The sequence below is a fragment of the Parabacteroides sp. AF14-59 genome, from assembly GCF_003479515.1.
GTDB lineage: Bacteria > Bacteroidota > Bacteroidia > Bacteroidales > Tannerellaceae > Parabacteroides > Parabacteroides faecis.
In genome coordinates this window covers 15,789-38,853 of record NZ_QUHH01000001.1, presented here as the reverse complement: position 1 = coordinate 38,853, position 23,065 = coordinate 15,789, and the positions used below count along the sequence as shown (strand labels likewise).

The following is a 23,065-nucleotide window of genomic DNA, read 5'->3' as shown; positions in this document are numbered from 1 at the left end:
TCCGCTTGTGACAAAAGCCTATTTTGATGCTAAAAATCCTGTTTGTGTCGAAATTAGAAACATCATCCTGTTTTCTTGTTTCGAAAAACGCCTTATTCGCTGTTTCCCAGGACAACCTCTTCGATCATCCATGCCCAGAGGTTTGCCATGATCCGCGAATAGTTGTTTGTCAGGTTGCCGTTCGTGTTGTCGATCCGTGAGCTTTTCTTCAGGTCATTGCCGATGCCGACACCGAAAAATTGCATATCGCCGACATATACGATCCGTTTTTTCTTGTCTATCCCCATGATCATCCGGCCGTCGCCTCCCGGATTGGGTGTATAGACAGGAAGGCGGCCTGAACCATCGTCCCTGACTACGTCCTTGAAGACAATAAGCGGCACGATATCGGGATTATGTACCTCCATACGTCCCCACCATACATCTTCCAGCCAGTATCCGCAACTGGTGATCTCGATATTTTCCGGTGCCGTGAAAGGACCTGTCCGGAAGAAATAACTATTGTCCGCATTGATATCGAACGAAGCGATCATATCCTCACGAACCGGGCCTGTGTCGCCGATCGAAGTGTTCGTTCCTCCGTTGTACCAGTAAGGTGTTACATCATCCCGCAGCAGTTTCAAGACCTGGTAATTGGTTGTCGTGGCATACTCGGGATGGCCGCCGCTGTAACTGTCGGTGATACCCGGATCTTTCCAGTCGAAGCCCAGGACAAGCACCCTGTTCTTGCGTGCCCCGAGCCAGTCCAGTATGCGGCGGGCTGTGGCAGAGTCGGGGCGGGTGTTGTTGGACAGGACCAGGATATCTTGTTGCGACAGCTTCTCGTAAGTCAGCGCATCTTTGATCGTTATTCCGGGAGGGACGGAGGAGTATTCTATGCCTCCGAGTTGTACCGTTTTTCCGGGACCGAAATGATTGTCAAGTATGGCACGCATGGCTTTAGCGGTCGTATGATGTAAGCCGCCTATCTCGTCGGAGCTTAACACGCGGACGATCTCGTTGCCGTTTCTGTTGGCCGTCTGGGTGATCGTGATCAATATTTTCCAACGGTTGACATGAATCATCATATATTCCGAGTAATCGGAATAAGTGTTATTCGCTTGTTTGGCACGGAACAGCAATTGTTTTTGTATTTTGTTGTAAGTGTCCGTCCCTTCGATCAGGGAAACTTCAAAACGGTCGCTCGACAAAGAGGTGGACAGTTCACCGCCATCGAGCGGATTACCTTCCGCATCCACCCATTGCAAAAGGTCGCCCGTCAGATCGGTGTCGATGTAGACAACCTCTTGCGAGCCCAACCGGTATTGCAGCTTGACATGACGGGAGGAAACGCCGTAATGATGCTCTCCGTCGAAATACATATCAGTGGTATTCTCATCCCATGGTTCGACGGTGGCGACAATACCCGACGGAACATTTACCGCAGCTTCTTCCGGTGTCTCCCAACCCGCAGTCGATACCTTCTGGATAACAAACATATACCGGTGGTTTCGCAGGATCTGTCCGAATGGATGCCCGGACGGCTTGAAATCGATCCGGTAATATACTGTTTTGGCAGGATGGACACCATCATCATAGATACCTCCGGCTACAAGGCAGGTCGCATCGCTGATCTGCTTTTCGGTAGCCGGAGCCGGGGCTTCCGGAAGATATATCTGTTCGATCGAAGTATCGCCACCTGCAATATTCTGTTGCGGCATGGGGAATCCGACTGGATAGAAAACCGACTGATCGGGTAGGGAAGGTGCATCGACTTTCGGCCCTCCTTCGCTGTTGACAGTCGTGTGGGTAGGGATAAGCTGCAGTTTATCGTACGGACGGAACACCTGTATGCTCTGCAAACGGAAATGTCCTGTCGCATCGTTATTATAGACATCCGCTCTCGCTACGGAGCGCAGCATCCTGATCTGTATATCGGCATTGACCTGCCCTGCATCCAGTTTCGGAAGCGAGTATTCGCCGTACATCGGCAGATAGCCGGTGATCTGTTTCGGACTGCCGTTGCCGTTATCCAGTTCGTACACCAGCTTCTCTTTGAGACGGGTTTCCGTATCGCCTGCTTCGGGATACTTCTCCGCTATGGTTTGGCTGGCGTTGGCGATCAGTATGAGCTTGACCGGGTCGTTTGATGATTTGAGCATAGCGGTGAAGGTCGTCGTATTGCTGTAGGGGCGATTAATATTTATTCCTTCTACGCAGTAAAGAAACTGATATTCGGCATCCGCCGACTGCCGGGAGAGCACCAGTATACATATTTCTTCGATCTGTTCTTCCTGTTCCGTGCTCCGGGTTTCCGGCTTTTGGGCAGCAGGTGTGCTGATGGTCAGCCGGACTGCCATCCGGTCTTCCGTGTGCTTGCTGCTTCCTTCGCCGACAAACGTTTCGTCGGTACAGGAAACGGTCGTCAGACCGAATGTCAATAGAAGCAGTAGCCAGATTGTTGTCCGGTTGAAAGCTTGATATCTTTTATTCATAATTAATTACCATTCGACCCATTGCTCTGTCTTGTCCCAGGGGCTTGTTTTGATGTGAACACTGATCTCCTGGCGCAGGTCGATCAGCAGATTGGTTGTCCGGCCGGCCGGAAGAACAATGGGATTTCCGTTTAAATCAGAATTTATACTAGCTATAAGTATGTCTTCTCCGTATTCTGCATCCGATCTTCTGTAAAGATTGACAGTCGCGTAATCCTCCCGGCTGCTGTCTGTATGGATCAGGTTGAAGGAGGAGGGAGAGACAAAATCGTTGTTTGCGAGCGTGATGCCGTTTTGCTTGATTACTATTGCATTCGGGATCGGTGTCCCTTTAAAATTATATCCGTTGTTGTTCAGATGGATCGTGAAGTAATAATCTACCGCTTTATGAAGGATAGGAAGACCCCGGACGGTCAGATACATCCGGGCATTTTTCCTGGAAATGATTATTTCTTCATTTCTGATCGGGGATTTAGGGGATTTGCCGATCTGCGCAAAGCCGAAAAAGAGGTCGTCCAGTGTCTGAGACTGGTTTTCGTTTTCTTTGACGGATGCGGAGACTGTCGAGTTATCGAGGGTATTGGAAGGTTCCAGTTTGGTGATATACTGGTTCCCGTCCAGGTTTCCCCAGACGGACAGCCAGTAGTGATCGATATTTTCGAGCGTGATGGGTATCGGTATTCTTTGCCGGATCTGGTTCGAGTCGGCTCTGACGGTGTACCGATATTGCTCGTCCGCATCAAAGACGAACAGATCGGCATGGCTGACTTCTCCGGAGTCGGTGATATCTTCTCCGGTGAGTGCATCCACCACTTTTATAGTCACGAAATACTCTTCTTCACACTCCTGTAAACCTTCGCGAATACAGCTTGTCTGCCCCAAAATCAACAACAACAGAACGATAGTCCTGATTGTCGATCTTACCATTCTACATCCTGTACCAGCGGACCTTCCCAACCTTCGGTAGTGACAGTTACCTCGACTGCTGCCGGATCACCCGGACCGTCGGGATCGGTCGTTCCGCTTCCTAATTTCTTCAACGTTACATTTAGTATATAACGGGTGTTCCGTTTGATGAGTGTTCCGTCGGCGGTACCGGAAACGATGCTGTTGATACGGAACGGGAAATGGGTGATAGTCCCTTTATATGTTCCGCTAATGGTCAGCAAGGTTTCTGCTCCTGTTTCCTCGTTCGGGAATACATAGAAGAAGTTATCGAAGGATTTGGCAGTTCCGTTCGGCTGATCGGTCGTGATGGCGTCCAACAGATAGTTGTCGGGTGTGGGGACAGCACTTTCCGTACCACCGAAACCGCCGTAGAACGGTATCTCAGACAGGACTGTCTTCGGTCCGATAGTCGCTTTCGACTTCGCTTTCTGGATGCTGACATGGGTCAGGATAAATGGTTCGGTGTGTCCGGTTTCCGGGGTAATGGTGACCGAACCCAGTTCGATTTTGGCAACCACGCGTCTGATGCTTACGGTTACCGGGACAGGGCTTCCGCTGGTCAATGTCAATTCCGAGGACTCACCGCTCATGACAAGACCTGTTGTTGCACGGTTCGCCGGGTTTTGTAATCCGAGGTCGAAAGTAGCCGTTTCAAAGTCGGTATAGTTGCTGACGGCTGGAAATCCGGCGGGGAGGTTGGCGATAACTACTACGCGTTTCGTACCGGCAGTATTCAGACCGTCGACCTGTGTCGATCCTGCTATACCATTACTGACAGCACCGTCTACCTCTTTTTCCAATACGCCGCTGTTATAACTGAAAACGTAGACTTTATAGTTTACGATCTTCCGTTCGTCGGTTTCGGTATCCGAAGTGTTGCCCGTCGCTTTCGATGACAGGTTTTCACCTTTCAAAGTGATCGTGATAGATGCTTTCTCTCCGTTACCTCCTTCATTCATTTCGTCGTTGCTGCAGGCACTCAATAAAGCCAGTGCAAGCATTCCTGTGATTAATTTACTCGTTGTTCTCATTTTTTTAATAGATTGAAATAAACACTCTTTATATTATTTATGGTTTTGATTCTGCAAATCTACGATGTTGCAATAGTTCTGCTCTTATATAAAAGTGGCGTTCGTTTATATATTCCGATCTAATAACATAAATATTTAAAGAACAATTAAATATGATGGCGTAAAAATCAGTGGTTAGGGGATAGAAAAAGTAATTGATATCATTATTTTTGTTTGCTTTATGTTACCTTTGTGATTGTTGTATGATATAATATCAGGTTTATGAAACGTCCGGAAATAGTGAAAGCAATAAAGAAAGTATTAAAACAGGTGGCTCCCGATGCTACTTGTAAAAACAATACATGATTTGATTAGTAAGTAATATTGATAATTGTCACTTGAATATAGAAACGCTCTTTTCACCAAAATCAAACCTTCCTTTTCCCAATTTCCCTATAATTTCCCCCTTCACAGAAAAAATAGAACATATTTAGAAAAATATTGAGATTGCACAGATGGATTGAAAGTCCGAACTTTGTGGCGATAATGTATTGCGTGTATTTTGATAAGTAATAAGGATGAATAGAAACTTAATTGCCAGAAAGCTGGCGGAGAAGATGAGTATGAGTTTAGTGGATAGTCGTGTTTGTGTGGATACAGTTGTGTCGATTATGGTCGAAGGGCTGCTCACAGATGAAAAAGTAACCTTTCATGGCTTCGGGAGGATCTTTCTGTTATCACAGAAACCTCGGGCTGTGCGAAATCCACGAACAGGGGAATCTATGATGTTTGAGTCGCGTGACACCATACGTCTGAAGCCCAGCAAAGAGTTGATCGATAAGATTAATAAAAGGAAAAGAAAATGATTTGTTTCCGGGTGAAGCGGGATGGATAAAAGTAACCGGAGTCCATACAGAACTATATTTATTACGGCTTCAAAGGTAGGAAATTATTTGATATGGTTATGACTGAGGCCTTATTTTATAAAGGAATTATACGTTTTTCTTTTTTCTCTTCTTTTTTACTTCTGCGGGTGAAATAGGGCGCGGTACCAACCGGAGGTTCGGAATGCCTACTATTCTGCGTAAACTCCTTCTATACTATCACTGTTTTTTGACGTTTTCCCAATTGGCGTCAGATGTTTTGATATGTTTTTCATTTCAAAAAACGTGTTTATCTAATTGAGACATAGTTCTGTATGGACTATGCATATCACTCCTGTAACTTTTAAAAGTCTGTAAGCGTATGATTGTATGGATAATAAGTATTTCAAAGTATTGCTGTAACAACCTGTTTTTTACGAAAAACTAAAGAAAAACACTTTGAAATGCTACCTGGCTTCTACTGGAAGGATGGAAATAGTAGGAGGCACTCTATAAAACAACAAAATAAACACCTGATATAATGGAAAAGATTGATCTACTTCGAAAGTTTTTGCCCGTAGGAACTATACTGACAGGAAATGCAGCCTCTCTGATGGCCGCAAATGAAAGTGAGGCAGCCTCGCCAGATGAAAGGAGCTATCTCCTTTGCATTCTCATCCTCCTGTTATTAATAGTGTGCGGTATCTCGATCCTCCTGTACCGTATCCTCAAACAGAAAATCGGTGATAAGCAGGAACAGAAACCAACCTCCGCCCAGATCCCGTTATCCGTCCCTGTGCCATACCCCGACCTTCGTGTCGAGAACGAAGAGTTGAAACAATCCATTGACACCCTGACTGTGCGTAACCGGGAAATGCAGCAACTCATGGTAAACAAGATCAAAGAAACGGACAACTGGACTATGGAACAGGAAGCCAAATGCCAGGAAGCCCTTAATAAGGCCGCCGAACTAGAGAAGATCCACAACTCTTTCTTTGTTGAAGCAGTACATGAGATGCGAACACCTTTATCGTTGATATTAGGCTATTTGGGACAGCTGGTACAGAATCGTGAACTCGACAGGCTCGTATCTACCCAAGTCCTTTCAGCTTACCGCAACACACTCGCTTTGCAGGATATGATGTACCAGCTGCAGGAAATCCGCCACGGTAACGATGTATCGAACCACATGCGTTTGGCCCGTTATGACATCGTTGAGATCACCAAACAGATGTGCGACTTGTTCGTCGATTGGATCGCTATGAACAATATTGACTTTAAGATCAATACGCAAACCCGCGTTTTGTGGATGTGGATCGACCGTAGGAAAATGGAATATGCCTTACGAACCCTTTTATCTAATTCTTTAAAGAATACATTTATGTACGGTAAGATAACCGTCGACATTTCTATAATTCGAAAAGATGGAAAAGCCTATGGTTCGCTGAGTGTACAGGATGACGGTTTGAATGAACAGGATAATACCCGTATCGGATTGAAGCACATCAAAGATATGGCCGAGGCGGTCCAAGCCCAATTTATACAGGAAAGCCTTCCCGGGCAGGGAGGGACTCGCTGTACAATTTTAGGACCGCTGGGTAAACGCGAATTGATGGAACTTCCTGTCGAATTCGTCGAACCGGATGCTGACCTGGTCAAACTGAATGAAATACAGAAAGAAGAGATCTCCGGCTTTGTACAACTGGTACCACAAAAGAAAGAGACGGGAAAGAAACTGCTGGTGATCGATGATAGCGATCAGATTCGTTGGTTCCTCCGTCACGCTTTAAATAAAGAATACCGCATTGTGGAGGCCCGTGATGGCGACGAAGGTGTCGAGGTTGCAAAGAAAGAACGCCCGGACGCTATCCTTTGTGATGTCATGATGCCTGTTAAAGACGGCTTTACCGTTTGTCGCGAGATCAAGACCAACCCGGCAACTTGTCAGACCGTGATTATCATGTTGACGGCCAAGGTAGAGAACGAAGACGTGATAGCCGGTATCGAAGCAGGTGCAGACGATTATATCACTAAGCCTTTTGACCTCGAAGTGTTACGTAGCAAACTGATCAGCCAGATCAAACGTCGTGAACAGATGAAAGAGTTCTATACGCAGCCTTCGGAGAGTCCGGAAGGTACCCCTGTGGTAATACCCGCCCCACTTAACGAGATCGAAGTAGCCGGGAATGCTTTTATGGAAAAGATCATGAAGACTATTGAAAACCACCTGGATGACCCCTGTTTCGATGCTAAATTCCTGGCGGATGAAATGAGTATGAGTATTCCGACGCTTTATCGTAAGGTGAAAGCTTTCTCCAATTGCAGTATTCTAGAATTAACGCGCAGCGTCCGTATTAAAAGGGCTGCCGAATTGATCTCGCAACAGCGGTATTCGATTATTGAAGTCTGCGAAATGGTTGGATTTAACGATATGGCGACATTCCGTAAGCGGTTTACTGAACAGTATGGTGTAAATCCTTCTCAATACGGACAACCGGTAAAGGTGTGAACATGGTATTCATTAAAATAAATGTAAATAAACAGAGGAATTTTTATCATTTAAAAATTACCTCACATGGGTGATAAGTATACCGATAGGCTGTAAAATAAGGGTTTTATACATTTGCACTGTCAACAAGACACATTATAGAAAATGCTTAATCCTCAAATAAATTATTAAGTATTAGGGTATATAAAATGATTTATCACATTTAAAAAATTATAGTTATGAAATTACAGAATTTACTTTACGCAACAATGGTTGCATGCGCATTCAGCGCTTGTTCAAACGACGATGATCCGAATATCCCAGATCCGGCATTGGAAATGGATGCTTCACTTACGGCTGTTTTTAGCCCTGTCGGTAATAGCGGATCCTCTTTGAAAAGTATAACGAAGGCAGGGGATGATGCTTTCGGTACTGTTAGTAAAATAGGTATTGCTGTTTTTAATAATGGAGCAATGGGCAGTGCCATGGCCCAAGGTACTTTACTAAGTTATGTAGAAAAGGATAATCAATCAGATACAACTGCTTGTATTGCGGCAAAATCGGGCGCTGTAAAATTCTTGGTGATTGCGAATCCTACAACAGATCTCTTTAAGGGTGTTTCAACTTTGAATGGATTTCTAGAAAAAATCTCTGATGACGCAATAAATACAAACAATTTATTAATGTCAAGCAAAGTGTATGACTTGACATTAAAAGCCGGTAGAAATGTAATGGTAGATAACTTGGCAGGTAGCGTTTTTAAAAATAATACAACTGCAGATCAGGTTCTTAGAGAGGAAAATATTAAAGTGTACCGCAATGTAGCACGAATAGAAGTTCCTTCTATTAAAGTGAATCCACGTGAAGGCTTTGGAAAAGGAAAAGGTGCAAAATTAACATTAAGTAAAATATTTGTTGCAAATGTTCGTAATGGTGTAAGAGTTGGAGGTATTGATGGAACAACTGGGTTATTCAGTGCTTCACTAAATTGGAATTCGGTTGTTGATGGAGGTAGTTCTCTAATAGCGGGTTCAACTACAGAAAATGAAGTTGCATATTCAAAAGAGAATACTACTGTTATTGAGTATGCTAGTGGTGATACTGATGGCAAGTCTGCGAATATTACCGGTGCTCAATTTTTCGTTTACGATAATGCTTCGAATAACATAATCAGTCCGGCTAAAAATAATGCAACCCTTTTGGTTCTTAAAGGTACTTATTCATATACAACAGAAGCAGGTACTCCCGCAACTACAAGTGATGCTTACTGGACAGTTGCTATAAATAATAATGAGCTTACTGCCGATGGTAAAGATTTCCCACAGCATTGTGGCGTACTTCGTAATGTTAAATACGTTATGCATGTTACTATTACAGGTCCGGGTAGCGGCACGATCGATCCGGAAAGCAATGCGGCAAGTTTGACTTCGAAGATCGAAGTTGTAAACTGGGGTGAAGTAGTATTAGATCCGAGCATCGATTAACAATCATTGCCAGATAACGCTCAATTACTTTTTCATGTATTAAGAATCAATCCGGAGAATTCTCCGGATTGATTTCATTCCTTAAATTCCGGTTTGACGATATATAAAACACAATTATACCATATGAACGTAAGGGTTTTATTTTACAACGTATTTCTGTTTCTCACTTTACTATCCTGCTCCCATGACGGAGACAAGGGAACAGAAGAGAACAGAGACGCTTCACTTTCACTACGTATCACGATTCCTCAGATCGGAACCAAATCAGACGGTGGCGCAGCGATTAAAAGTCTCTATATCGCTATATTCGGCACCTCCGGTGAAGAGGCCGACAACCTGATCGTCGCCAGCGAAGTATCACAAACGAATACGATTGAAAACATCGGCCCGTTGAAAGCCGGTTCTATCCGCATGCTCGTCGTTGCCAACGCTCCGGATGGGACTTTTGACGGTTTAACCTCCCTGGACCAATTCCTGACCCAGGCCAAGACAATTGAAAATGAAGATATCTCCCCGACAATGAGTTCGGGAGTACAAACCTTCCTGTTGAAACCCGGTATGAATACAGTCGGCATGCAAAAGGAGGGAGCCAACCTTGTCAGTGCAACTCCGGTGACGATCTACCGCACCATTGCCCGCGTTTATCTGAATAAACTGTTTTTACGTCCTTTGGACGAATACGCCGATGAAGCCGCTTTCAAGTTGGAGTCGGTATTCATGGCGAATGTAAAGAATTATAGCCATTATATCAGCGAAGAAAACTGGGGCGCAGTAGAAGTCACCGATCATTCCCTGCCCGATTTTTTCCTGGCGGGCGAAAATGCCGACCTGGAAAATATCTACAAAGCAAATGCACCGAAACTATCTGCCAACCTGCGTACAGCTTATAATTATGATTTCCGCAATGCGACGGATGATACCGGCCTGATTGCGAACTGTGCAGTCGATGCTTATTCTGTTTACGAAAATATGAAAGAAACGACCTGGCATACCCTCCTGATCATCCGCGGAACTTATCGTTATAAAGATAAAAGCGGGATTGTGCAGGAAATAAAGGATATTTGTTATCCGATCGAAGTAAACAGACAACATGATGATATCACGAATGTTACGGAACATCTGTATGTCCGGCGTAATGTCATCTATTCGATCGATGCCATTATCAAAGGCCCCAAATTCGATGGTACGACACTGACAAGCATGGTGGAAGTACAGGCATGGGGAGAGATTGTAGAAAATCCCTCGATAGATTAATCCCGATAAAACAGTTCAGATATGAAACGATATACATTATATAATATACTCTTGTCCGGCTTGCTGCTGGCAGCCTGTTCAAAAGAGGATGGCCCGTCGCCAGTGCCGGATGGAGCGGATGCGTTCGCCACGGTTTCTGTTGCGGTGGATGGAGTTGCCGGAACGAAGGTTACGAAAGCTGAATCATCGACGGAACCAGGCAACGATACTGAAAACGCGATCAAAAACCTGACCGTCGTTTTTATCGATGAAGCGAATAACGAGGTGATAGCCCACGGTTTCCGGAAGATTGGAGATAGTGATCAGGACACGACCGCCCGTGTCGGACTGAAAACCGGAACATACAAAATGCTGCTGATCGCGAATACGGACGAAGTGGCCTCTTTCGATCCGGCCGTTTATTACGCCCTGACAACTTCGTTGGGCGTGCAAGGTGCCGACAAAGGATTTGTCATGACAAACGCAGCGGAAGAGATAGAGATCCAAGCCGGCGAAAATAAGATAACAGGTAAAACAATCAAACGCATAGTCGGCCGTGTGGATTTAAGCAAGGTTGCCGTCGATTGGCAAGACAATGACCTGAAACAAATAAAAGGATTACAATTTAAACTGAAACAAGTCTTTTTGGCAAATGTCCGTCCGCAATCCTATCTGTTCGATACATCATTAAACAAAGAAGCAGAGCATACGATCGAAAATAAGGAAGGCGGTTATTTATGCGGTATCGAAAAGTTCTATTCAGGAGCAAATTCGGATATAGTAGCAGGAAACGTGTATGCCTCTTATTTGAATAAATCTTTTGATCCGGCGATTGCGATTAAATCGGGGGAGGATGCTGTAATATCTAATGTCGCTTCCTTCTACGTCATGACCAATTCGGATACCAAAGACAACGCAGCCCCCGTCATCCTCTACATCAAAGGTGATCTGTACGACAGCAATACTAACAAGAATGTCCTTACCGATCGTTACTACCGCATCAAACTGGCAAAAGGCGTTCAACGCAACACCCTGTATAAGATCGAGGCGACCATCCAGGGCAAAGGCTCTCCAGAACCCGGAGATAATAAAGAGAATATCGACATGTCTGTTACCATCATCATAAATACATGGGATAACGTGACGCTCGATAAAATAACCATAGACGAAGAAATCGAAATATAATATGAAACAGAACCATCATACCCATAGATGGCTGGTTGCCGTAGTTTGTGCAGCCACCCTGATAACGACCGGCTGTATCCAGGAAGACCTGACCGCCTGTTACAAACTGACGCTGAAAGCGGAGAACGCCAAAGGCGACGACGTGACGGGCACCGCCCTGGCGGATGCCTCCCTCTATGTCTTTGATGAAGATTACGAATATCTGAAAACTGTCCGCATGACGGAAGACCAGATACGTAACCGGAAAGACATCATACTGAATTATCCGGAAGACCGGAACCTGCATGTGATAGCCTGGGGAAATGTCTCCGGAGAAAACCAGACTGTTACGGAAAGCGAGTTGATCGAAGAACTCAAAGTCATGCTCAAAAGCCGTGATGGTCTGGCTCAGAAACCCGACGACCTGTTCTATGGCAACCGTCTTGTACAGACAAAAGCCGGAGGCGGTTTTAACCGGGACGACACCATCGTGGTCCGTCCGAAACTTTCGCAGGTCAACATCCTGACGCAGGGAATCCGGTACGCCCTTAAAAAGAATGTCCCTGCCGCTGTAGCCGGCCAAATTGACTGTGATTATTTCGTGAACCGCACGTTGAGCGCTTTCGACTATCGGGGTAATCAGATCGGCGACAGCGTTTATTACCGTCCCGATGCCGGATGGGATGACAATACGGAATATTTCGCCCCAAACTACCGCATGTGCGCCGGCGAAAATATCAATGTCGAACTGACGGCTGAAGACAAGTCCCTTGCTGTCGCTACACACGATGACAACGGCGACCCGTTGGTTGCCCCCGAAGCTGGTATCCTTTATGTCGTCCTGCGTTTCGGCGAAGACGGTGCATTGCTGTCCGTCCGCCAGACAGTCCGCCCTTGGGGAACGGTAGACGATCATATCGAATTTTAAATCAATCACCATTAAATCGGCAGAAAAATGACCTTACATAAAATTTATTTATTTCTATCTGTTACTGCTCTGTTGGCCGCCTGTTCGAAAGATGACAAACCGGTTCCGGCCCCATCAGGGCAAGCCAGTCTTTCCGTTGGGGTACAATTGCGCAGCCAGTCGGAAAGCAAGGCGGCAGCAGACGACCCGAACGCTCTGCCCGGCGAAAGCGACATACATGACCTGACGGCCTATGTTTTCAACAGCGACGGTTCCGCCCTGATCGGCTATAAGCGTGTTGCCAACCCCGATCCTTCGATGTTGACCGTCACCGACATAGAGACAAGTCCCGAGCGCGTTATGCTCGTCGTATTGGCCAACCTTCCGGAAAGTATGGATGCGACGGTGGGCAGCTACGCCGCTTTGCAGTCGCGTCTTGCCTCGCTCGCCTCACAGACACAAAGTTCGCTCACTTTCAGCACGCCTGTAATCCGCTCGACGCAGGCATTGGAGAAAGGCGACGACAACCTGATCGGTTTCACCGCCGGTACCAACGTCGACGATCTCTCCACCCCCTTGTTGCTTACCCGCATCGCTGCCCGTATAGAAATGAACACCATCGAAACCCGTTTTGCTGGTACGCCCCTCGAAGGGAAAACCGTGCGGATCGATCATATTAGCCTGGCAAACGTGAAGAGCAACTCCCATTATTTCAGCGAAGCCGACTGGGGAGCCGTCGAAGCAGCTTCGGCACAGGCCGGACTGGTTTACGGGGCAGGTGCATCCGAGGCAGCTTCCGTTTTTGCCCCGGATTCTTATCCGGTGGATTTCCTGGGGGCTGATTTCAACCTGATCGTCAGTGACAACAGTCCGGTATTGTCTCCCGTTCTTGAAACCTACGCTTTCGAAAACAACTCGTCCGACACGCCCCCTATGTTGCTGGTAGTGAAAGCGACGCTGGTGGAAACGGGGCAGACCCGCATGTTCACGTCGCCCGTCAACCGTAACGGGCTGCTCAACGGGTACGACCATAATTATGTGAAGCGAAACTATATCTACCGTCTCCACGTCACTTTCACAGGAACAAGTTTCGACAGCGACGATGCTTCGCTCGACGTCCGTGTCGAAGTGGCTGGCTGGGGATATGTACATCAAACCGAAGAAATAAAATAAGAAGATATGAAAACGATCAGTATCACATTCTTTTCATTGGCATTGGTTTTGCTCGCAGCCTGTTCGTCGGGCGAAGATGAACCCGGAGTAACCGTCCCACAGGACGCGACGCTCACCCTGTCAGTTGTCCCCGGCTCGATGCAGACGAAAAGCGAATCGGCAAAAGCCGGTGAAATGAAGGAAGGCGAAGATAAAATCAACAACATCTACGCTGCCATTTTCAAAGCTGACGGCAATCTGCTGGCATCCTCTTATGTGGATTACAAAGATAACAGTAGTAACCCCGACACGATTCGCGTCGCAGCCAAAAGCAACACACCATATAAGTATATCATCCTTGTCAATGTCGGCAATCAGACTTTTTCAAGCATAGAGGATTTGAAAACGAAAATGTATGACCTGAAAAGTATCAAGGTGGATAACCAACCGATGTGCAGCCGTTTCATAGATATAACATCCCTACAGCCGGGAAATAACTATATCGGCCCGGAAGAGGTTTTTAAAAATGCGACTTCGGAGGCCTTTTATAGTAGGAGTGCAGTTCCTGTATACCGCACCGCCAGTCGCATCGATTTTGAAAAGATCATGGTGGATTGGAGCGATGACGATGCCGCCGACCTTATAAAGGCAGAGGCGCGTTTCCGTCTGAAACGGGTATATGTGATCGATGCGAAAGAAGCCGCTATGCTGGCGGAGCAGTCTGACAATGGAAATGAGGTAGAGTGGCAGAACAATCCAACCTATCTGAATGGGCGTGCAGCAGGTGAGGGCAAGTATTTGGCATCTCTCGACCTATTCACTCCTGAAAGCGACAAAACTCCAATTATAGTAATGGGTGGTGAATATACCCCCACGAACACCGCCCGAAAATGGCAATGTTATGTCACGGAAAACACGGACAAGAGCCACCCTACAACCATCATCCTGAAAGGAGACATACTCCCTAAAGATAGTGATACTCCGATCCTGAAAGACCGCTATTTCTTTGTCCGCCTTCTGAATATGAAGGATACGCAGGATAGGGAACTTTCCGGTGTGATCCGCAACTACGTGATCCGTATCAGTGCTACGATAACGGGAAAAGGCTCCGGCGATGAGACATACCGCGAGAATGCCTATGCAACAATCACCGTTTCTCCCGATCCCTGGGCCGTTGAAGAGACTCAGCATGAAGGGGTAAACTGAAAAAGCCCTTCGAAGCACTTCAAACCCTTCGCGCCGTCCCGCCGAAGCTCTTGAAGCACTTCGATAAGTCCGTGCTGCCGGAGCAAAGGTTTTGTAACACATCAAAACCCCCGTTCCGGTAGCGCGGACGTTTTGCAGGATGATTTTTCTTTCAGCGGGACCGCGCGGAGCTTTCGTAGCTCTTCAGGACAGCATATTCATTTTAATCGTAAATAACATGGAAATAAACAAGATCAGTATTACCCGTATGAATAACGGAGCACATTACCTTTACAACACTGATTTTTATGCCCGCATCGATGCCGATACGGCGGTAAAAGGAAAACTCACGGAGGTATTACCCCGCTATAAACAGGCGATCGACCGTGAAGACGAGGCGCTGAAAATCTCGCAGAAAAGTCTCAATACAGATAAGATAGCCGACTTCGACAGCAAGCGCGACTCTCTCTATACAGCAATAAAATCCATCGTGAAGGCTCAGCAGGCTGTTGTAGACCCCGGTGTTCATGCTGCCGCTATCAGAATCGACCAATTGCTGAAAGACTATCGTATCGACGTGAAAGAGCAGTTGGATAAAGAAACCGGACTGTTGTTGAATCTGATCCAGGATCTGGAAACCAAATATGCCGAAGATGTCGATAAGCTCGGTTTATCCCTTTTCCTTACGCAATTGAAAGAATGGAACTCCAATGTACGTAGCTATTCCGACAGCCGTAAAAAGGAACAGTTGGAAAAACCTGCATACAGATTGGCAGAAGCCCGTAAGGCGACCGACGAGGTATATCAGGAAGTGGTCAAACAGATCAACGCCCATGCCCTTTTGGAAGGTGACGATCTTTACCGAAACCTGATTACCTTGCAGAATAAGGAGATCGTACATTACAAACAGCAGGTATTGAAACAAACCGTCCCTCCTGTTCCTGGTGACATTGACACTCCCTTTGTTCCCGATACGCCCAGTGGCGGTGGAGGAGACGACCGTCCGGAAATAGAGTGAACCTGTTCTTTAATAAATACCATCCGGCCGTAGGTGAACGTTAAAAAGTACCCGAAAATAACGGTCGATGGTATTTTTATCAATTTTGTGAGAATAATTTTTCAGGTTCTTTTTTATTTTCGGGAAACCTCTTTTTTACTAGGTGTATTTATCGTTTTCATAGGGTGAATTTATCAATTTCAAGGCTTAAAAAAATACCTCACCTGGCTGAACTATTTGCCGTGCATCCGTTATGGTTCAACGCAGTACATTTGCATTGTAATCGAAAGGGTAAAATTTTAAATCGCAAATAATTCATTCCTATGAAAGCAAAAAATATCGTCTTAGCAATTTTAATGGTTCTGTCATTTGCAGCATGTACTTCTGAAATGGAAGGTATCGACAACAACGGAAATTCGGCTGGTATCGAAACTGCTACATCTATAGTAGTAAATTTCTTAACCGAAGAAACTGCAACTAAAAGTAGTGACAATAGCATCAGTCAATATGTCATTGCGGTATTCGAAGCAAAGACCGGCGACCGTGTAGGATATGCAAGTGGCACGTCTAAGGGTGGAAATCCGGTATCGATCGAAAATATAGACAGTAAAGAGGGTCAAGTAAAAGTATATGTTGTTGTAAATGCACCGGTGGATAAATTCTCGACTATTTATACATTGAATGATTTTGAAAATGCTACAGTGGAAAATCTGGATGATTTGGTAATGGTTGGTAAAAATGAAATCGAACTTAAAAAAGAGTCTAACCATTTGGATGTTGCACTTTATCATTTGTCTGCACAGGTGAAAGTAAAAGTTAATATCCAAGGAGACGGAAACCCTACTTTTCAAGCGAATGCTTATGAGGCTAATATTGCAACATCATCCAAAATAGTTAATCCGACAGCAGCTTTGGCAGAATCGGTTTCTTACGACTTGACTGATGTAAGCGCTTTTACATACAGAACATATACAGTTAAAGATCCGGTATTGAAACTGTCAGGCGCGATTTCTGTTGACGGTAAGCAAAAGGATGTTTCGATTGATATTTCTTTTAAAGAAAATGGTAAAACGTTAGATGCACTGTTGAATGGAAAATCTTATGAATTGATTATCGACTTGAAGGTTTCGGTAAAATTTGAAGTATCCGTTTCGTATTCGATTCACGAAATCAGAGAGATTAGTAACGACGTAAGCTTTTCATAATCGTTTTTTCAGGTAGCAGGAAGGTATAATAAAATAAAAACATCATGATAAACTTTAATAAAAACATAATTTGCCTGTTGGCGGTCCTGTTGGCATTGGCTTCTTGTTCGGATGAAGAATTGATCAACAAGAAAGGATATGCGCAGGAAGGTGTTCCGGTAACGGTAAATCTGGGATTCAGCCTACATGAGAGCACGACGGTAGAAACGAAGGCTAGTGATATTTCGAATAGTGCGAAAATAAATACTTTGGCAATCCTGGTATTCAAAGAAAAGGATGGAACTCTTGAAAAGGAAGGGGAAACGTATTTTTTTGAACAACCATCATCTGGTAAGGTTTCCTTTAAAACAACATCGGGTTACAAGTATATTTATGGTGTTGCCAATTATGAGAGTTCGCTTTTTAGCTTGAAAGATGACCTGGAGAAAATAACTTCACTGGATGATTTGAAAAATCTGGATATTAAGTTGCCGGATCATAATATATCGATCCTCGACGACTATTACCTGATGAGCGGGTGGTTTGTAGCGGATGATAATGAGCTCAAGAAAACAGAAGCCTGTTGCATAGTTGGCACTGATGGGAAAATAAGTGCGGGAAAAATCGATTTGAAGCATATTATGGCATCGGTTTCTTTCAATATTTCCGGGGGAAATTCGGTAAAGTTTACAGCCGATACCTGGCAGGTCGTGAACGCTCCCGAATCATCTTCTCTGATTGAGGGGGAGAATGATTGTAGTGGAAGTTATTTCAATTCTAAAGTTAATTCGACTTTTAAAATGGGAAACAGGTCGTCTACAACTTATTCATTTTCTTTTCTGATGATGGAGAACCGTAAAGAAATAAATGAAGGTGTGGGAGCTCCGTCTTCTGTGGATGAGAGAGAAAGAATGGAGGATAAAGTCGCATCCTTTGTCTATGCGGACAAGAATTCGACATATATTGTTCTGAAAGGGACTTATGAAGGCAAGACATCGCACGAAGTAGTGCCTGGTGATACAAAAGAAAAAGATGTAAAAGCATATACCACCTATTATATCCATATGGGAGATTGGAGTAAAAATGATTTTACCAACTTTAAGATATTCCGTAATACCCGTTATATTTATAATGCTACTGTCATCGGCATCGATAAGTTGCTGGTCGAAGTGCTAACGGATGAGCAGTCCTGGAGCAGTGATGCGGAGATGTATTTATCTTCATCGAATGTAACGACATTTGATGCACATTATGGCACGACTGTGATTTCGTTTACAAAAGATGAGATAAAAGAATTAGCTGACAAGTGTTCGTCTGAAGCTGATTTTGTGAATAGTTTTGAAATAAAGGCTGCTACTCCTAGAAACTCATTTGTGGCTGACGAAAAGGATTTGGACTGGGTTAGTTACCGAAGAAATGAGCGGGGTGTAAAGAGCTATGCGAAATATAAAGATGCATCAGACGAATATAATGCAAAGCTTTTAGATGCAGTAAATTTTAAAAAGGATTTATATTATTCTCTAAAAGATGACGATGCTTATGATAACGAAGGAAAAATCTATTACACCTGTTTTATTGATGAGTATTTTTATTATACAGATGCCGATAAAAAACAACCGGAGAATTTTTCATTCTTTATAAACCAGTCTCCCCGAACAATACAGATATCTACTGATTATTATAAAAACTATAATCCTTCGTCAGAAAGTTCTATCAGTATGGCCAAGTATGTTTTTACCCAGAAATCAATCTGGTCGATCTATGATTTGAGCGTAGACAAGCTTAATGTATGGGGTACTGAGTCTGTAATGGAAGGGGATCCTGTGGCGTCGACTCCTGATATTCAATCTAGAAACACTGATATGTTACAAGGACGTGAAAATATGGTGAATGTATATAATGGTAAAGAAAGATGGGATGATGTTCTGGATTTTGTAAACAATGAGATGAAAGAAGGATATAATACATCTTTTTATGCCTGTTTAAATCGTAACAGGGATTTGAATGGTGATGGCGTGATTAATGATGATGAGATACGTTGGTATTTGCCGGCTCTTAACCAATATATGGGTTTTTGGATGGGAGTAGATGTACTACCTGAAGAAGTGCGTTTGTTTACGGGAAACCGAAGAATTGCAGATAATAATAATGACTATATTTATTTGAGCAGCACTTATAATAACGGGATAATGGTCTTTTGGGCAAGTGCCGGGTCTTCTACAAGTAGCTATAGGGAAGCTTTGTCTTGGTCTAAAAAGAGTGCATTTCCTTATCGTTGTGTTCGTAATTTATCAAGTATCGCAGGTGAAGTAATTGATTTTTTGGAGCCACATGGGCAATTAAAAGATAAGGCGGAATCTTTCAAAGAATATGAAAAGAATACTTATCAATCTTTCTCGAATGACTATTTGAATCCTAGGGCATTACGTTCGAATGTGTCTTCGCCTCTTAGCAAGGACCATACCCACCTTGTTGAAGAGAATCGTTTGCCGAAGAGCTTTGAGGTTAGTCCTCTTATGTTAACAAACACTGTAAAATGGGAAAATATGGAGTTGAATCCATGTTCGAAGTTAGGTAAAGGTTGGAGATTGCCAAATCAAAGAGAAATTTCAATTATCGCATTCCATCGCAAGGATGGTACTTCAGAAAGTTATAATCTACATTCGGCAACAAAATCCGGATTGCTAAATGAAAATGATAACTCTCTTGAGGATAGACGTGCATATTATATGAAGGGAAATGTTTCGTTACAGCCTCTGAAAAAAAGCATATCTGCAAATTATCGTTGTGTAAAAGATAAATAAATCAAACAAATGAACCGATCAGAATTAATAGATAGAATATCAGACAAACTTCGGTTGAATAAGAGTGATGTTTTGATTTTTGTAAAAGCTTGGGAAGAAGAACTGGAAAATGCCTTGAAGCAAGATGATTCCGTTATATTGAGGGACTTCGGTACTTTCTCTTTATGGAAGCAGACGGGGCGTCCGGGTAGGAATCCAAAATATAATACACCTTGTATGATCGCTCCGCGCAACAGCGTAAAATTCAAACCGAGCAAACAGATGCTGGAACATCTGAATGAGGATAAGACCGAAAGTAACAATCAATCGGCAAAGGGTTGAATAAAAAGATTATAAAACAATAAATATTACGCAATATGAAACGAGCATCCGACGTAGAATTAATTTTACTCAACGAAGTCGAAAACAACCGGTACGTCCATCTCTATCTGGAAGGTAATACCTGGTGCGCTTACGAACGTTCGGCCTATTACCTGGCTGTAATGAATTTTCCTGTGTGTCTGGATATCGAGATCGTTCATGATGATGGTTATGAAGTCATTTTAATGAAGGCTTCATTCAATATCGATCAAATGCGTCTCCCTTTGTGCCGTTCCACCGTCCTGCGAACCGTTGCCGACGACCGCCTGCTTTTCCAAATAGATAAACCCATCGAAGGTTTTGTCGAGTGGAAAGGAGGACAGGTAAGCAGGATGCCGGCGTAATTAATCTCCGTACCCGAGGTGCGTAATTGTTGCAATAAATTCTTTTAGTAAGGGTAAAATAACATCGAAAAGTATTGTTTAAAATGGACTTAGTTCACGTAGGACTATTTTTTTTCGTGCTCAAAGATATATATTTATTTTAAAAGATTTGACCCTCAGGCGTTATTTTATAAAGACCTGTCCAGAATAGCTTCTGACGCAGATTGTACCCTTTTTTCGCTAGCCTTACAAGGCACGGTACACATTCAGTATCCGGAAATTTTAGCGGGGTCGTTCTGCTTTTATGTACACTTTGCCTCATTTTTGCGAAATAAGACGTCGCATGCGACAAAATCTCTTGTTTATCATCTTAAAAAGTCTGTCCTCTTATCGTAACATAGTCCTACGTGAACTATGATTCTAGCACTTTTATCCCCGGCAATCGTCCAAACCAAGCCTCTGCGTAGCCTAACGAATACAATGGCTCTTGCAACAGGAAAACGATTACCGGATAAAAGTGATAAAATCAGGGTAAATAGTACTGTTTTTCTACTAAAAACGAACATAGTACGAATTTCATAAACAATCTCTCGAAAAACAACCAACTTATGACACAGATCATAGACATAGACTTGATTTATTTTAACGAAGTAGATAACGACAAATACGTCTACCTTTATCTGGAAGACGATTGTTGGTGCGCTTATGAGCGTTCGGCATACTATCTGGTAGCAAAGGATTTTCCGGTGACCCTCGCCAAAGAGGTTGTTTACGACGGTTGTGAAATCATCATGAAAGCCTCTTTCAACGTAGACCACATGCGTCTCCCTCTGATTCCCTCCGCCGTCCTGATAACTGTTGCTGACGACCGTCTCCTTTTCCAACTCGACAAACCCATCGACGGCTTCGTCAAATGGAAAAGGGCACAGATAGGCACTAAGCCTGCTTAATTCGTTTTCGTCTCTTCTTCCTTGGGGATCGTAGAAGCGTTGCCATTCCGGAACGCTGTGTAATGGGGCGACATGATCTCTACACCTGCCTTATCGAAATAATCCTGGATATTCTGGTGAAGGGCCGAATAGATGGTCGTCATATTGTTCGCCTCCTGGATATAAGCGTTGATCTGGTAGACAGGGTAGAAGTCGCTCAGGGCCGTTTCGAGAACGAAGGGAGCCGGTTCAGGCATTACGCCGGGTGTTGCTTTGGCGGCATCTATCAGAAGTTGATGCACCTTGCGCCAGGGGGCATCGTAGCCGATCGTTACCTCCGAGTGGATGATCAGCCCGTAGGTGCGTGCCGACGACGTGTAGTTGATCGTCTGTGACGACATGATAAATGAGTTCGGTATCGTCACGATCTCATTCTTGATGGTGCGCAGACGGGTGACGAAGGCGGTCTTTTCGATCACATTGCCCACCGTATCGTTTAGTTTGATCCGGTCGCCCTGTTTGAAGGCGCGCATATAAGTAATCACGAACCCGGCAATAATATTCCCGATCACTGTGCTGGAACCGAGCGAGACGATCAACCCGACGAAAACAGATACTCCCTGAAAGACTCCCGAATTGGCTCCCGGCAGATAAGGATAGATCATCGCAATCATAAAAGCATACAACAGGAACCGGATAATATGATAGGTCGGCATTGCCCAGTCCGAATAAAAACCATTAATCTTCAATCTTCCCGCATCTATCTCCGTGGCAAGATACCGGATGCCCTTAATGACGTATTTTATAACCAGGCAGATCACGATGATCGTGAAAAGATTAGGGATATAGCCGAGGATACCTTCCAGGATATCTTTTACGGGATTCCAGATATAATAGGCGATCTTATACGCCAGTTCTTTTGTCTGCGGGAAGATAGAGAAAAGGATCGGTATCGTTAAAACCAACAGGATGAACAATAGGAGATAGCGGAGGATATTGGCCAGGAAGATCAACAGGGAAACCTGTTTCTGTGTATCCAGTATCTCATAATTCTGTATGGAGATCGGTTTTAGCTTGGTATCTTTCAACTGCTGGATACGGTTTTTCACTTTCTTGTAAAGCCAGGAAGATAGGCGGAATAGTAGGAATTGCCCCAGCAATACCAATACGAAATAAAGGATATGTTTCCCCGTCTGCCACCAGCTGTCGTTTTTCATCTCCTTTTCTTTGGCAACCGACTCTTTCCGCAGCGAGTCGAGTTTCTGTATCTGTCCGGCTTTCAGCTTGAAAGTCTCATCGTATTTTTGTAATTCGGACGAGGCGATAGAGTCGGGGGAGGAGGCGGAAGTCGTATTTCCGGTGGTGCTCGATCTGTCGGAGGCTTTGGCCGAGTCGGTATGCTCCGTCGTTATTTCGTCAGCCGAAAAAATATCCTTGATAGCCTTTTGTAATTGCGCCTGCCCCGTTATATGCATAACTAATAGTAGCAGAAGAAGATATAATGATCTGTACAGTCTCATGTTGGCGTTCGTTTTTATTGTTGACTTAGATACAACAATG

The 23,065-nt window shown here is 44.3% G+C and carries 18 protein-coding genes; 14 read left to right on the top strand and 4 right to left on the bottom strand.

Features of this window, described 5'->3' with window-relative positions:
* Positions 1-92: 92 nt before the first annotated feature.
* From DWW23_RS00190 to DWW23_RS00180, 3 genes are read right to left on the bottom strand one after another with little or no spacing between them, the layout of a single operon-like run.
* Positions 93-2,474, bottom strand: coding sequence for a hypothetical protein (locus tag DWW23_RS00190; RefSeq protein ID WP_122351299.1), 2,382 nt, complete (start codon positions 2,472-2,474; stop codon positions 93-95).
* Positions 2,475-2,480: 6 nt separating this feature from the next.
* Positions 2,481-3,401, bottom strand: coding sequence for a FimB/Mfa2 family fimbrial subunit (locus DWW23_RS00185; protein WP_122351298.1), 921 nt, complete (start codon positions 3,399-3,401; stop codon positions 2,481-2,483).
* Positions 3,395-4,453, bottom strand: a complete 1,059-nt coding sequence (locus tag DWW23_RS00180) for a fimbrial protein (RefSeq protein ID WP_122351297.1) — start codon at positions 4,451-4,453, stop codon at positions 3,395-3,397. Before DWW23_RS00180 ends, DWW23_RS00185 begins: the two co-directional genes overlap by 7 nt.
* 557 nt (positions 4,454-5,010) lie before the next feature.
* On the opposite strand from DWW23_RS00180, the gene DWW23_RS00175 reads away from it, so the two are divergent.
* From DWW23_RS00175 to DWW23_RS00110, 14 genes are all read left to right on the top strand, one after another.
* Positions 5,011-5,298, top strand: a complete 288-nt coding sequence (locus tag DWW23_RS00175; protein ID WP_122351296.1) for an HU family DNA-binding protein — start codon at positions 5,011-5,013, stop codon at positions 5,296-5,298.
* 538 nt (positions 5,299-5,836) lie between these two features.
* Positions 5,837-7,804, top strand: a complete 1,968-nt coding sequence (locus DWW23_RS00170) for a response regulator (protein ID WP_233564224.1) — start codon at positions 5,837-5,839, stop codon at positions 7,802-7,804.
* A 218-nt stretch (positions 7,805-8,022) separates the two neighbouring features.
* On the top strand, positions 8,023-9,267 hold the full coding sequence (locus tag DWW23_RS00165) for a fimbrial protein (protein ID WP_122351295.1): 1,245 nt from the start codon (positions 8,023-8,025) through the stop codon (positions 9,265-9,267).
* Positions 9,268-9,390: 123 nt separating this feature from the next.
* Positions 9,391-10,521, top strand: a complete 1,131-nt coding sequence (locus DWW23_RS00160) for a fimbrial protein (RefSeq protein ID WP_122351294.1) — start codon at positions 9,391-9,393, stop codon at positions 10,519-10,521.
* Positions 10,522-10,542: 21 nt separating this feature from the next.
* Positions 10,543-11,685, top strand: coding sequence for a fimbrial protein (locus tag DWW23_RS00155; protein ID WP_122351293.1), 1,143 nt, complete (start codon positions 10,543-10,545; stop codon positions 11,683-11,685).
* A gap of 1 nt (position 11,686) precedes the next feature.
* Positions 11,687-12,592, top strand: coding sequence for a FimB/Mfa2 family fimbrial subunit (locus DWW23_RS00150; RefSeq protein ID WP_122351292.1), 906 nt, complete (start codon positions 11,687-11,689; stop codon positions 12,590-12,592).
* Between the two features lie 27 nt (positions 12,593-12,619).
* Positions 12,620-13,744: a fimbrial protein gene (locus tag DWW23_RS00145; RefSeq protein ID WP_122351291.1), complete on the top strand. Its 1,125-nt coding sequence runs from the start codon at positions 12,620-12,622 to the stop codon at positions 13,742-13,744.
* A 6-nt stretch (positions 13,745-13,750) separates the two neighbouring features.
* Positions 13,751-14,929, top strand: coding sequence for a fimbrial protein (locus tag DWW23_RS00140; protein WP_122351290.1), 1,179 nt, complete (start codon positions 13,751-13,753; stop codon positions 14,927-14,929).
* Between the two features lie 217 nt (positions 14,930-15,146).
* Positions 15,147-15,926 (top strand): DUF6261 family protein, encoded by a 780-nt coding sequence (locus DWW23_RS00135; protein ID WP_122351289.1) that lies wholly within the window; start codon positions 15,147-15,149, stop codon positions 15,924-15,926.
* Between the two features lie 302 nt (positions 15,927-16,228).
* Positions 16,229-17,110, top strand: a complete 882-nt coding sequence (locus tag DWW23_RS00130; protein ID WP_122351288.1) for a hypothetical protein — start codon at positions 16,229-16,231, stop codon at positions 17,108-17,110.
* Positions 17,111-17,154: 44 nt separating this feature from the next.
* Positions 17,155-19,893, top strand: coding sequence for a fimbrial protein (locus tag DWW23_RS00125; RefSeq protein WP_122351287.1), 2,739 nt, complete (start codon positions 17,155-17,157; stop codon positions 19,891-19,893).
* Between the two features lie 9 nt (positions 19,894-19,902).
* The gene (locus tag DWW23_RS00120) at positions 19,903-20,214 is read left to right on the top strand and encodes an HU family DNA-binding protein (protein WP_122351286.1); all 312 of its coding nucleotides are present in this window, start codon (positions 19,903-19,905) and stop codon (positions 20,212-20,214) included.
* 35 nt (positions 20,215-20,249) lie between these two features.
* Complete coding sequence (locus DWW23_RS00115; protein ID WP_122351285.1) at positions 20,250-20,597, top strand: hypothetical protein; 348 nt, start codon at positions 20,250-20,252, stop codon at positions 20,595-20,597.
* A gap of 587 nt (positions 20,598-21,184) precedes the next feature.
* Positions 21,185-21,526, top strand: a complete 342-nt coding sequence (locus DWW23_RS00110) for a hypothetical protein (protein ID WP_122351284.1) — start codon at positions 21,185-21,187, stop codon at positions 21,524-21,526.
* Here DWW23_RS00110 and DWW23_RS00105 read toward each other — a convergent pair.
* Entirely contained in the window at positions 21,523-23,025 is a 1,503-nt protein-coding gene (locus DWW23_RS00105) for a mechanosensitive ion channel family protein (RefSeq protein ID WP_122351283.1), read from the bottom strand. The genes DWW23_RS00110 and DWW23_RS00105 overlap by 4 nt on opposite strands.
* Between the last annotated feature and the right edge of the window lie 40 nt (positions 23,026-23,065).